13 protein-coding genes are annotated in these 12,316 nt (G+C 74.0%); 9 read left to right on the top strand and 4 right to left on the bottom strand.

What is annotated here, in order from left to right; translation table 11 throughout:
• Positions 1 to 41: 41 nt before the first annotated feature.
• The 3 genes from ACZ6Y7_RS10220 to ACZ6Y7_RS10210 all read right to left on the bottom strand — a co-directional run bounded on the left by ACZ6Y7_RS10220 (position 42) and on the right by ACZ6Y7_RS10210 (position 2,601).
• Positions 42 to 995: a hypothetical protein gene (locus ACZ6Y7_RS10220; protein ID WP_465757404.1), complete on the bottom strand. Its 954-nt coding sequence runs from the start codon at positions 993 to 995 to the stop codon at positions 42 to 44.
• Positions 989 to 1,612 (bottom strand): hypothetical protein, encoded by a 624-nt coding sequence (locus ACZ6Y7_RS10215; protein ID WP_465757403.1) that lies wholly within the window; start codon positions 1,610 to 1,612, stop codon positions 989 to 991. The genes ACZ6Y7_RS10220 and ACZ6Y7_RS10215 overlap by 7 nt, the downstream gene beginning before the upstream one ends.
• A 137-nt stretch (positions 1,613 to 1,749) precedes the next feature.
• Positions 1,750 to 2,601, bottom strand: coding sequence for a hypothetical protein (locus tag ACZ6Y7_RS10210; protein ID WP_465757402.1), 852 nt, complete (start codon positions 2,599 to 2,601; stop codon positions 1,750 to 1,752).
• 235 nt (positions 2,602 to 2,836) lie between these two features.
• Here ACZ6Y7_RS10210 and ACZ6Y7_RS10205 point away from each other — a divergent pair, with 235 nt between their 5' ends.
• From ACZ6Y7_RS10205 to ACZ6Y7_RS10185, 5 genes are all read left to right on the top strand, one after another.
• Complete coding sequence (locus ACZ6Y7_RS10205) at positions 2,837 to 3,304, top strand: pyridoxamine 5'-phosphate oxidase family protein (protein WP_465757401.1); 468 nt, start codon at positions 2,837 to 2,839, stop codon at positions 3,302 to 3,304.
• Between the two features lie 90 nt (positions 3,305 to 3,394).
• Positions 3,395 to 3,847: a MaoC family dehydratase gene (locus tag ACZ6Y7_RS10200; protein WP_402210335.1), complete on the top strand. Its 453-nt coding sequence runs from the start codon at positions 3,395 to 3,397 to the stop codon at positions 3,845 to 3,847.
• A gap of 383 nt (positions 3,848 to 4,230) precedes the next feature.
• Positions 4,231 to 5,415 (top strand): MBL fold metallo-hydrolase, encoded by a 1,185-nt coding sequence (locus ACZ6Y7_RS10195; RefSeq protein ID WP_465757511.1) that lies wholly within the window; start codon positions 4,231 to 4,233, stop codon positions 5,413 to 5,415.
• Between the two features lie 281 nt (positions 5,416 to 5,696).
• A complete protein-coding gene (locus ACZ6Y7_RS10190; protein ID WP_465757400.1) occupies positions 5,697 to 6,605 on the top strand; it encodes an acyl-CoA thioesterase in 909 nt (302 codons plus the stop codon).
• Between the two features lie 89 nt (positions 6,606 to 6,694).
• Positions 6,695 to 7,345, top strand: coding sequence for a TetR/AcrR family transcriptional regulator (locus tag ACZ6Y7_RS10185; RefSeq protein WP_465757399.1), 651 nt, complete (start codon positions 6,695 to 6,697; stop codon positions 7,343 to 7,345).
• A 39-nt stretch (positions 7,346 to 7,384) separates the two neighbouring features.
• Here the strand turns inward: ACZ6Y7_RS10185 and ACZ6Y7_RS10180 are convergent, their stop codons facing one another.
• The gene (locus ACZ6Y7_RS10180; RefSeq protein ID WP_465757398.1) at positions 7,385 to 8,683 is read right to left on the bottom strand and encodes a sulfite oxidase; all 1,299 of its coding nucleotides are present in this window, start codon (positions 8,681 to 8,683) and stop codon (positions 7,385 to 7,387) included.
• Between the two features lie 366 nt (positions 8,684 to 9,049).
• Between ACZ6Y7_RS10180 and ACZ6Y7_RS10175 the strand changes: the two genes are divergently transcribed.
• From ACZ6Y7_RS10175 to ACZ6Y7_RS10160, 4 genes are all read left to right on the top strand, one after another.
• Positions 9,050 to 9,838 carry an alpha/beta fold hydrolase gene (locus tag ACZ6Y7_RS10175; protein ID WP_465757397.1) on the top strand — a complete coding sequence of 263 codons (789 nt, stop codon included), beginning with the start codon at positions 9,050 to 9,052 and terminating at the stop codon, positions 9,836 to 9,838.
• Between the two features lie 42 nt (positions 9,839 to 9,880).
• Entirely contained in the window at positions 9,881 to 10,252 is a 372-nt protein-coding gene (locus tag ACZ6Y7_RS10170) for a MerR family transcriptional regulator (protein ID WP_465757396.1), read from the top strand.
• A 115-nt stretch (positions 10,253 to 10,367) separates the two neighbouring features.
• Positions 10,368 to 11,999 carry a BCCT family transporter gene (locus ACZ6Y7_RS10165; protein WP_465757395.1) on the top strand — a complete coding sequence of 544 codons (1,632 nt, stop codon included), beginning with the start codon at positions 10,368 to 10,370 and terminating at the stop codon, positions 11,997 to 11,999.
• A gap of 119 nt (positions 12,000 to 12,118) precedes the next feature.
• Positions 12,119 to 12,298 carry a hypothetical protein gene (locus ACZ6Y7_RS10160; protein WP_465757394.1) on the top strand — a complete coding sequence of 60 codons (180 nt, stop codon included), beginning with the start codon at positions 12,119 to 12,121 and terminating at the stop codon, positions 12,296 to 12,298.
• Positions 12,299 to 12,316 lie beyond the last annotated feature (18 nt).

Genomic DNA, 12,316 nt, shown 5'->3' with positions numbered 1-12,316 from the left:
GTTGCCGGCTGGTCAGTGGTCGGATCGCTCGTTCGGCGCGGTCAGTTGAGGACCTGTACCTCGGCGACCCTGAGCGCGAAGACCGCGCTGGTCTGGGACATCGGGATGGTGAAGGTCCGCGGGTTCGGGCCGCCGACGACGACCGCCGTGACCTGCCACTTCATCGTCACCGTGGCGGCGTACGCCCCGTCCTTCTGCCGACCGGACGCGGCCTTGAACACGAAGCCGCAGTCCGGGGACGCGGCGGCGCCGTACCTGGCGTCGTACGGCGTCCCGGCCGTCGCGCAGGTGGTCGACAGGCCGTTGCCGAAGCTCCAGTCCGCCTCGACCAGCTTGGGGGTGACGGTGACGGAGATGCCGTGCACCGCCGCCGTCTTCGGCCCCGGCGTGGCGGCGTTCTCCGCCCAGAGCCAGACCGGCGAGTTGACCACGGCGGTGCCGCCGGGAGCCACCCGGGCCACCGGCTTCCCGAAGACGAGCATCTCCTTCGCCCGCTCGACGGCCCTGGCGTCGTCCAGCATGGTCGCCGCGCCGTCGGGCGGGTTGGCCAGGAAGACGACCTGGGCGCCGTCCTGACCGCCGCCGGTCTGCGGGCAGACCTTCGAGTAGAGCGCGCCGTCCTTCGGGTCGTGGTTCTCCCACGCCGGGTCGCCCGCGGCCGGCGGGTTGTCCAGCTCGCGGAAGTAGCAGCCGACGCCGCTGTCGAACCAGCCCCACTGCGGGTCGTAGCAGGCCCACGGGACACCGTGGTAGCTGCACAGTTGCGGGCCGCTGTCCGAGCCGCCGCCGCCCCCACCGCCCGGCTTCGTCGAGCCGCCCCCGGGGGTCTTTCCGCCGGAATTGGCGTCCGTGCAGATCACGTTCGGGAAACACTGCTCGGCGCCGCCGCTCGGCGGTTCGTCCGCCGTCGCCGTCACGGCCGAGGACAGCAGCACACCGGCCGACAGCGACGCGACGACCGCGAACCGCCGGGCCGGTTTCCGCGCGTTCAGCATGTCCGGTCCACCTCCCGCTTGAACTCGTAGATCAGCCAATGTGCTTGGAACATTCGCAGCGACGAGGTCGCGACATACCTGTTCAGGCGCTGGGCCGGATCCTTTGCCGCCCCGGTGACGGCGTCGACGCGGTGCCAGCCGGTCAGATCGACGCAGTCCTCGATCACCGCGGTTTGCGGATCGGCTTTCACGTCGACGGAGGTGACCACCGGAGAATTGCGCGGCGTTCCGGTCATCACCACTTTGGCGTCGTGGAGTTGGCGGAGATCGGAGAGGGCGTCGGACAGGGCCCGCCCGGAGGAGTACTGCTCCAGCGCGTACCCGTCCGAATCCGATCGCCCGAAGAGCTCGGCCTGGACCTGCCACCAGTCCTGATACGCCTTCAGCGCCACCCGGCCGAGCGCGCCCTCCGGGCCCTCCGTCGGCGCGATCGAGGCGTTTGACGAACCACTCGAAGGAGTTACCGGAGCCACTCCCGCCACCGTGGGCGCAGCCGTCCCGAGATGATCGACGGAACCGTCGGCACCACCGCTCGCACAAGCACCGAGGAGCAACACCAGAACCGCCCCACCGACCCCAACCGCCCCAGGGCGCAACACATTTCCGCGCTGCCGCATGGCCCCACCTCGTCGCGACCGACCCGATCCCTGATCCACGGCCGCCAGAAGAATTCCGCCGTCCCGCCGGTCTTTCCGCTGGGGATCGATTCTTCGCCAACCCACCCCATCACGGCAACACCTCAGGCCCCCTGACCTTACGCGGAAGGCGGTTCCGTCGGGGCACTTTCCCGCCACAGAACGGCCAACAGTTCTTCGGAAAGCGACAATCCGGCCAATGCGCCCCGAACCGCGGCTCGATTGCGCATCAACAGGCGCCCGCCCTGCGGCGGAACGAGCAGGCGCGCGCCCGGCGCACCCGAACTACCGGCCGACTCGCCACCGTCCGTCAGCGCCGCCACGGCGGGCTGCAGGTCCAGCGGGGCGACGGCCGCGGGGGCACCCGGGACGCCCTGCCGCAGGACGGTGGTCAGGGCCCGGCTGAACGAGCCCTCGCCACCCGGCAGTACGGCGTCCCGGCCACGTCTGCCCGGGGCGTACCGGCCGATCCGGCCCCACAGCGGGACGCGCGAGTAGCTCAGCAGTTCGCCGGCGCTGTCCTCGCCGTCGCGCTCCAGCGCGGCCCAGGTGTCCCGGTCGGCCACCGCGTCGACCAGCAGCAGCGCCTCCTCCTGGTCCCCGTGCACCATCGCGCTGACCACCCAGTCCCAGGCCAGGCCCCGGCGGTAGGCGTTGTCGGGGGTGCTGCCGCCGGTGACCAGCGCGAGCCGGCGCCCGCGGGGATCGGCCACCACCTGGCCGACCAGGCACACCACCAGCCACCGCCCGTGGTGCTGGGCCGCGTCCCGCACCGCCGTCAGCATCGCGTTGGCGTCCGCGTCCGGCGCCACCGCGGTGACCCGGCAGCCGGCCGCGCCGGTGTCGAAGCACATCCCGGGCAGCACCTCGGCGAGCAGCCGGGCACCGTCCGGCGCGAACGCCGCACCGCCGAAGGCGCGGTCCGGCCCGCCGTCCGCCCCGACCACCACCAGATCGACCCCGCCCGCCATCGCTCCCCCCTCCTGGCCGGCCCCGGCGCACCCGGGGCCGCCGCCCGCCGCTGTGATCCGCCCGCCGGGTGGTGCGCGGACGGCCCACCGCCCGCGGCGCCGCCCCGGCCCGCGTCGCCGTTCCGCCGCCGGGCAGGCTATCGCCCCGGGCGGACGCCGACGGGGCTCCCGACCCCTGCGCTCAGGGACCATGGGCCCTATCGACGCGCGCGCCGACCGGAGGACGATCGGACGCATGGAGCGTGAGGACCGTGTGGAGACCCTGAGCGAGGCCGAGTGCCTGCGGCTGCTCAGCACCGTGCCCGTCGGGCGCGTGGTGTACACCGAGCACGCGCTGCCGGCCGTCCTGCCGGTCTCCTTCGAGGTCCTGGACGGGCGGTTGGTGCTCGCCGTGCGCCGGGGAAGTACCACCGCGCGCGGGCTTGACGGCACGGTGGTGGCCTTCCAGGCCGATCTGCTGGACCCGGTCACCCGGACCGGGTGGAGCGTGCTGGTGCACGGGCGGGCCGACCTGGTCCGCGACTCCGAGCAGGTGCGGCGGGTGCTGCGCTCCGGGCTGCGGCCGTGGGTGGGCGACCCGGAGCCGCTGTTCGTCGCCCTGGTGCCGGAGCTGGTGAGCGGACGCCGGCTGTTCCCCAGCGGGCAGGCGCCCCGGGGCGCGCCGCACTGCGCCGTGAACGGTCGTCCGGTCCCCGACTCCTGACAGATGACTCCTGACAGATACCGGGCAGTAGGCATACGCTTCCGGCGTCCTGACCCCTCCCCGGGGCCCGTCCCCCTCCAGGAGCGCACCGTGACGAGCTTCGCCTCCCTCGCCGAACTGACCGCCGCCGTCGGCACCGAGCTGGGCACCAGCGAGTGGCACACCATCGAGCAGCGGCAGATCGACCTGTTCGCCGAGGCGACCGGCGACCACCAGTGGATCCACGTGGACCCGGAGCGCGCCAAGGAGAGCCAGTTCGGCTCCACCATCGCGCACGGCTACCTCACCCAGTCGATGATCCCGGTGCTGGCGAAGGAGTGCTACGCCGTCGAGGGCGTGCGGATGGCGCTGAACTACGGCTCGGAGAAGGTGCGCTTCCCGGCGCCGGTGCCGGTGGGCACGGCGATCCGGGCCACCGCCGAGCTGGTCTCCGCCACCGAGGTGCCGGGCGGCGTCCAGGCCGTGGTCCGCTTCACCATCACCAGCGAGCGGAGCGCCAAGCCGCACTGCGTCGCCGAGACGATCACCCGTTTCTACGCGTGACCCCGTTCCGGCCTCGCTTGTTCCGGCCCTGACCCCGTTCCGGCCTGAGCCCGTCCCGACCGCGCCGCGACCGGGGCCGCTCCCGGCCGGAGCGCGGCCGGGGCACGGTGGGGCCGGGGCCCGGCCGGGTACGCCGATTGGACCGCGCCGGGCCCTCCACCGGGTCCGGACGGCCCACGGCGAGTAACCTCCGACGAGATGGTTGTCGTCCTGCAGCGGCCCCGCCCGCCGCTGCGGTGCGCGCCCCGGCCTGCCCGGTCGCCGTGACCGTCCTTGGAGGAGCCGTGCCCCGCCCCGCCCCGTGGTTCTCCCGCCTCACCGGTCTGGCCTCGCAGTTCGCCCCGCCGTCCGCCGGCCCCGCCGCCGACCGCGCCGTCCCCGGCCTGGCCGGGCTGCCCCGGGCCGCCTGGCACCGGGTCCGGACCGACGCCTTCGGCGCCGAACCCCGCGGCGAACGGCTGGCCCGGATCCGCCGCTCCCCGCAGTTCGCCGACGGTGCCTTCCGCAACCCGGTGCCCACCCGCCGCCTGGTGTACGAGCGCAGCCCGCTGGAGATCACCCGCGCCCAGCTGTCCGGGGACAAGACCCGCCGACTCCCGGCCGCCGCCGTCCCGGTGCACCGGCTGCTCCCGACCGACCTGGCCGAACCGCCGGAGTCCGGACTGCGGCTGACCTGGCTGGGCCACGCCACCGTGCTCGCCGAGATCGCCGGGCGGCGCGTCCTGCTCGACCCGGTCTGGGGCGACCGCTGCTCCCCGTTCGGCTGGACCGGCCCCAAGCGGCTGCACCCGGTGCCGCTGCCGCTGTCCGAACTCGGGCCGGTGGACGTCGTCGTGGTCTCCCACGACCACTACGACCACCTGGACATGCCCACCGTCCGGGCGCTGATCGGGACGGACGCGGTGTTCGCCGTGCCGCTCGGGGTCGGGGCGCACCTGGAGCACTGGGGCGTACCCGCCTCGCGGATCGTCGAGCTGGACTGGTGGGAGTCGGCGGAGGTCGCCGGGCTGACCCTGACCGCCACCCCGGCCCGCCACTACTGCAGCCGCGGCCCGCGCACCAGCGCGCTGTTCCTCTGGGCGTCCTGGGTGGTGGCCGGCGGCGGGCACCGGATCTTCCACAGCGGGGACACCGGCTACTTCCCCGGCTTCGCCGAGATCGGCCGCCGGCTCGGCCCCTTCGACGCGACGATGGTGCAGGTCGGCGCGTACAGCGACTTCTGGCCCGAGGTGCACATGACGCCCGAGGAGGGCGTGCGGGCGCACCTGGACCTGGGCGGCGAGCTGCTGCTGCCGATCCACTGGTGCACCTTCAACCTGGCGCTGCACCCGTGGGACGAGCCCGCCGAGCGGGTGGTCGCGGCCGCGCAGGCGCTCGGCGCCCGACTCGCGGTGCCCCGCCCCGGCAAGCCCTTCGAGCCCGCGGCACCGCCCGCGCTGCGCCTGTGGTGGCGGGCCGTGGCCGCCGCCGCGAGCGGCATCGAGCCGGTCGTCGGCCGGGCGGAGCCGACGGCGGGCACGGCGCCGGAGGCGAGTGAGCCGCGCGAGCAGGTGACGGAGTTCAGCTGAGGCCGTGCGGCTGACGGGGCCCGGCGAACAACTTTCAGCAGACAACTTTCAGCGAACAGATTTCAGCGAACAGATGATGAAATCTGTTCGCTGAAATCTGTTCGCCCCCGCCGGGGACGCCCCGGGACACCCCTGGATATTCCAGGCACTCCGGACACCGGGGACATCAGGGGCACTCATAACTGGAACGTGTTCTACGGACAAGCCCCCACCCCCGCCGGACCGCGAGGGCGTTACCCACGTCACACCACCACACGGTTGGCTTCTGCCACTATGACCTCGTGACCGACCTGACCGAATCGCCCGTCCGCACCGCCCGGGCCACCGGCGCGCCCTCCCCCTTCGCGGAGCTGCTGCGGCTGGAGCAGCTGGACGAGAACACGTTCCGGGGCCGCTGCCACGCCGGTGCCCCGATGCGCGCCTTCGGAGGCCACGTCGCCGCACAGGCACTGGTCGCCGCCGGACGCACCTGCGAGGACGGGCGCCCGGTGCACTCGCTGCACGGCTACTTCCTCCTGCCGGGCGACCCGACCCGGCCGATCGACTACGTGGTCGAGCGGGTGCGCGAGGGCGTCTCGTACACCACCCGCCGGGTGACGGCGGTGCAGAGGCGCAACGAGATCTTCTCGCTCTCCGTCTCGCTCAAGCACCCCGAAGCGGCCGCCGACCGGCACCGTGAGATGCCGACGCTGCCCGCCCCGGAGTCCCTGCCCGACGCCGTCGCCCACGCGCCCGAGGAGGTCCGCCGGATGGTCGCCGCGAGCGGCGGCTTCCGGGACCTCGACGTGCGCTTCGTCCCGCCGGGCGCCCCGGGCGTGCCGCCGTCCGTCCCCGGGCTGCTCCAGCAGTTCGTCTGGATGCGCACCGCCTCCCCGCTGCCCGACGGCGACCCGCTGCTGCACACCGCCGCGCTCGCCTACCTGTCCGACCTCACCCTGGCCTCCACCGCCGGGCTGGACGAGCAGCCCAACTTCTTCCAGCGCACCGCACCGCCCACCCTGCTGATGGCCTCGCTGGACCACGCGATGTGGTTCCACCGCCCCTTCCGGGCCGACGAGTGGCTGCTGTTCGCCCAGCGCAGCCCGTCCTCCTCGGACGGCCGCGGCCTGGCGCTCGGCGAGTTCTACGACCGGGACGGCCGACTGGTCGCCTCGGCCGTCCAGGAGGCGCTGATCCGCCGCCAGCCGTAGGCGCGCCCGGCCCGGTGACGGCCGGGCGAACGCGAGGGGGCCGGTCGGCGTCATACTCCTGAGCGGCCCCGCCCCGTATCATGGTGCGGGTGACCAAGGTTGACCTGTCACCACGGCCGGTGGAGGCGATGTCTCCGCGTCAGCTCGAACGCCGCGAAAGCCTGATCGCGGCCGCGCTCGCCCTGGTGAACGAGATCGGCGTCGAGCGGCTGCAGATGAAGCAGGTCTGCGAGCGGTCCGGAGTCGCCCTGGGGACGGCGTACCGCTACTTCTCGTCCAAGGACCACCTCCTGGCGGCGGCGATCGCCGAGTGGCACCGCCGACTGCTGGCGGACCTGGTGGCCGAGCTGCGCGGGCCACGGGCCGGGCTGGGGGACACCGACCGGGCGGTCCGGTTCGTCCGGGGCGGGATGCGCGCCTACCAGCGGCAGCCCGAACTCGCCCGGCTGCGGGTGGCCGTCGCCGCCTCCACCGACCCCTTCGCCAGCGAGGCCCTGCAGGGCATGGCCCGGGCCGACAGCACCGCCCTCCAGGCGGTGACGGCCGACGTGCCGGCCGCCTCCAGCGACCTGGTGCGGCACATCGTCGCCCATGCCTGGCAGGGTGAGCTGACCGCCTGGGTGACCGGCCGCACCACCCTCGGGGACGCCCGCCGTCGCCTGGAGGACGTGGTCCGGCTGGTGCTGACCCCGTACGAGACCCGGTACCCGGCCCCGTACGAGGTCCAGTCCACCGGCTGAGCCCCCGTCCGGCCCCGGGTCCGGACCGGTCGCTGACCCTCAGGCGGGTCCGGTCGGCCGTCCGGCCCCGGGGCGGGCTCGGACCACCGTCACCGGGTGGGCCACCACCGCACCGAACAGGTAGCCCTCCCGGTTGGGCTCCGCCCGCTCGGGCTGGCCGTTGCCCAGACGGTCCGTCGCGCGGGCGCGCAGCTCGTACCGGCCCGGCCGGTCAGGGCGCCAGTCGATGCTCCAGCGCGTCCAGTCGTCGGCGTGCGAGCCTCCCCGCAGCGCGGCGCGCCGCCAGGTCCGGCCGCCGTCGGTGCTCACCTCCACCCGGCGCACCGCCGCCGCACCGGACCACGAGCGCCCGTGCAGCCGGTGGCACCGGCCCACCTCCAGCACCGCGCCCGGCACCAGCTCGAAGGCGCTGCGGACCACCTGCACGCTGAGCGGCGCGCTCCCGCCGGGCGGATACCCGGGACCGAACATCCGGTAGAAGTCGGTGTCCCAGGGCGAGTGCAGCGGGTGGTCGGCGACCTCGATGCTGCCCACCCACTTGATCGAGGCGACGCCCACCCAGCCGGGCACCACCAGTCGCAGCGGCGCGCCGTGGTCGGGCGTCAGCGGCTCGTCGTTCATCTCGTACGCGAGCAGCGCGTCGTCCAGCGCCTTGGCCAGCGGCAGCGGGCGGCGCACCGGCCCGTGGTTGACGCCGTCGACCACGTAGTCCGCGTCCAGGCCGGTCGGCAGCAGGTCCACCGCCTCCCCGGTGAGCCCCGCCACCCGCAGCACCTCGGCCAGCCGGACGCCCCGCCAGAGCGCCGAACCGATCCCGCCGAGCGTCCACGGCGTCCCCGGCACCCGCAGGCCCTGCTGGCGGCGGAAGTAGTCGCGGCCGTTCCCGGCGCACTCGATCACCGCGCTGATCCGGGTGGCGGGCAGCGCCCGCAGTTCCGCCAGGTCGAACTCCACCGGGCGCTCGGCGGTCGGGCGGCCGCGCAGTCCGCTGCCGAACAGCCGCAGCCGCCAGGTGTCGGGGTCGATCAGCGGGGTGCCGGTGTGATTGCGGACGAACCAGCGCTCCACCGGCACGTGCCGCCCGACGGTGGCCGCGCCGTCGGCGTCCCGCAGGGCCTCCCAGCGCATCTCGGCGTTGGTGCCGTGCCGGACGAACCACTCGGCGGGCAGCGGCTTGACGATCCCGGGCGCGGCGCCGTCCGACGGGACCTCGCGGGGCGCGGCGCCGTCCGACGGGACCTCGCGGGGCGCGGCGTCGGACGGGACCTCGCCGGACGGGACCTCGACGCGCGCGGCGCCGTCGGACGGGACGATCCGGGGCGGGACGTTTCCGGACATGGGGCCTGGACACCTCCTCGGCGGCCGCACGGCCCGGGGCAACACCGGCGCGGCCGACGCGGGCACGGCGAGCGCCCCGGCGGCGGAGAGCGTTCGTACGGTACCCGAACCGCACTCCGTCCCTCAGCGTAGGCGCTCCGGAGCGGAACGTGACCAGGGCGTCGGTCCCCGACCGCCTTCGGATCGGCTGCGGATCGCCCTCCGGATCGCCTGCGGATCGCCTGCGGAGCCGCGTACTTGACCTTCTCACCAGTGTGAACGCCTACCGTCCCCGATGTCGAAGGCACCCCCGCCGGATGCGCCACCGCACGCATCACCGCGAGCGCCCCGGGAATGCCGCCGGAACCACCACGAAGGAGCACCGTCATGCCGTCCGTCACCCCGCCCGCGCCGCTCGCCAGGACCGTCCGGGGCTCCGGCCCCGGCCTGCTGCTCGCGCACGGCGCCGGCGGCAGCGCCCGCGACAACTGGGGCCCGCTGCTGCCCGACCTCGCCGCCCACCGCACCGTCGTCGCCCCCGACTACCCCGGCTCCGGCGACAGCCCGTACGAGCCCGGCGCGCTCACCCTGGACGGGCTGGCCGATCGCCTGGTGGCCGCCGCCGACGAGGAGGGGCTGGAGACCTTCGACCTGGCGGGCTACTCGCTCGGTGCCGCCGTCGCCGTCCGGATCGCCACCCGCCACCCCGAGCGGGTCCGCTCGCTGCTGCTGCTCGCGGGCGTGGCCGGCGGCTCCGCGCGGATGCGGACCCTCTCCGAACTGGTCGTCGACCTGGAGTCGCGCCCCGAGGACCTCAGCCGGCTGATGCTCGGCGTCGTGTTCGGCGGGAGCTGGGTGGACGCCCTGCCCGCCGATCAGCTCGCCGGGCTGCGCGAGGCGCTCAAGGCCCCGCAACCGGCCGGTCTCGCGCAGCAGTTCCGGCTCGCCGGGGAGACCGACGTCCGCGCCGAGCTGGCCGCGGTGGCCGTGCCGACGCTGGTGGTCAGCACCGCCGAGGACATGCTCGTCCCGCCGTCCCAGCACCGCCTGCTGGCCGAGGGCATTCCCGGCGCCCGCCTCGTCCGGATCGCCTCCGGACACCTGCCCACAGTCGAGGCACTGCCCGAACTGCGCGACGTGGTAATGGAGTTCCTGAAGGGCCTGGACGAGCACTGAGCGGTCGGGAACACCCCGTCAGGCGGCGGCGTTCACCCGGTCATGCGCATCGGAGAACTCTCCCGCCTGACCGGGGTGTCCACCCGGCTGCTCCGCTACTACGAGGAGCAGGGCCTGTTGCAGCCGGCCCGCACCACGGCCGGCTACCGCGAGTACGACGAGGAGGACACCGTCCGGGTGTGGCAGGTCCGCAGCCTGCTCGCGGCCGGGCTGAGCACCCGGGTCATCGCCGAGCTGCTGCCCTGCGCCACCGGCCCCGTCCCCGTCCTGGAGGCCTGCCCGGACCTGCTCGCCACCCTGCGCGGCGAACTCGCCGACCTGGACGCCCGGATCGACGAACTCAGCCGCAGCCGCCGGGTGCTCTCCCAGTACCTCGCCACCGCGCGCGAACCGATCGGGGAACACGCCGCCTGACGGGACGCAGGTCCCGTCCCCGCGTCCGACCGGCGCGCCCTCGCGACGCTCGCGGAACCGACTGGACATAGTGCGACATACAGCTCGAAGCCACGTATGTCGAAAGGTCAGCCCGATGAGCAGCCAGCCGCCTCAGCCCGACCAGCGCGTGAGGGAGCCCGGCGAACCCGCCGCGACCCTCCCCACCGACCGGGCGGTCTTCGGCATCAGCGCCGTCCTGGTGCTGGCGGTGGTCGCCTGGGGCGTCCTCGCCGAGGACTCGCTCGGCCGGACGTCGAGCCGCGCGCTCGGCTGGGTCCTGCACAACGTCGGCTGGCTGTTCGTGGTCGCCGCGGACGTCTTCCTCGTCCTCACCCTGCTGCTCGCCTTCAGCCGCTTCGGCCGGATCCGGCTCGGCCGCGACGACGACGAACCCGAGTTCTCCACCCTCGCCTGGGTCGCCATGATGTTCAGCGCCGGCATGGGCATCGGCCTGATGTTCTACGGGGTCGGCGAACCGCTCCAGCTGTTCGCCGCCCCGCAGCCCGGTTCCGGCCAGGAGCCGCAGAGCCCGGCCGCCGGCCTGCAGGCCCTGGAGTTCTCGCTCTTCCACTGGACCCTGCACCCGTGGGCGATCTACGCGGTCGGCGGCCTCGCGCTCGCGTACACCACCTTCCGCAAGGGCCGCGGCAACCGGATCTCCGCCGCCTTCGTCCCGCTGATCGGGCAGCGCGGCGCGGACGGCTGGGCCGGGCGGACCATCGACCTGCTGGCGGTCTTCGCCACCGTCTTCGGCTCCGCGACCAGCCTCGGCCTCGGCGCGCTGCAGGTCGCCGACGGCCTCGGCTACATCTCCTCCGTCCGCAACACCCAGAACGCCCAACTGGTCATCATCGGCTCGCTGACCGCCGCGTTCGTGCTCTCGGCCTTCTCCGGCGTGCACAAGGGCGTGAAGTGGCTCTCCACCGCGAACGTCGTGCTGGCCTCGCTGATCATGCTGTTCGTGTTCGTGTTCGGCCCGACGGTCTTCACGCTGGACGCCATCCCGGCCGCGGTCGGCGGCTACCTCTCCGACCTGCTCACCATGTCCACCCAGACCGGGGCCTTCACCGACGAGAACTGGCTCGGCAGCTGGACGATCTTCTACTGGGCCTGGTGGCTCTCCTGGGCACCCTTCGTCGGCACCTTCATCGCCCGCATCTCGCGCGGCCGCACCATCCGGCAGTTCCTGCTCGGCGTACTGCTGGTGCCCAGCGGGGCGACGGTCGTCTGGTTCTGCGTGATGGGCGGCACCGCGATCCGGCTGGTCACCACCGGCGCGTCCGACCTGGTCGCGACCATCCCGCAGGGCGCGGAGGCCTCGCTGTTCGAGATGCTGCGCTCGCTGCCGTTCGGCTCGGTCACCAGTGTGGTCGCGGTGCTGCTGGTGATGACCTTCTTCATCACCAGCGCCGACTCCGCCTCCCTGGTGCTCGGCTCGCTCTCCAGCCGGGGCTCGCTGCACCCGCGCACCGGGCTGGTGGTCGTCTGGGGCGTCCTGATGGGCGGCGTCGCGGCGGCCCTGCTGCTGGCCGGCGGACTCACCGCCCTGCAGAACGCCACCATCCTCGTCGCGCTGCCCTTCGTCGTGGTGATGCTGCTGCTGTGCGTCTCCCTGGTGAAGGAGCTCCGCGAGGACCCGGCCGCCGGGCCCTCCCGCCTGCACCCGCAGCACGGCCTGCGGGACGCCGTACGGGTCGCCGTCGGCGATTCGGGCCCACCGCGCTGACCTGCGCATACGCCCCGCTCGTGAGGAGTGGGGCGTATGCCTCCAACCGACGCTCAACCCCCGTCCGGACTTCACCCGCGCGTACCGACCGTTCACGACGCCCTGGAAACATCCCTGCCATGAACGCCAGCCCTCAGGCGCCCTACCAGGAACCGCGCTTCCCCCTCCCGCAGCGGCACCGCCGCCTCCTCGCGTGCACCGCCGTGCTCGCCTCCATCGCCCTCGGCACCTTCGGTGTCGGCGCCACCGTGGAAACCGTCGAACACGGCCCCGTCTCCGCCGCCACCGCCAGCAAGTAACCGCACCCCGTCCCCAGC

It is taken from the genome of Kitasatospora sp. NPDC053308 (assembly GCF_055585785.1).
Note: the sequence above shows the minus strand (reverse complement) of the source record. Positions and strands in the feature narration are given on the sequence as shown.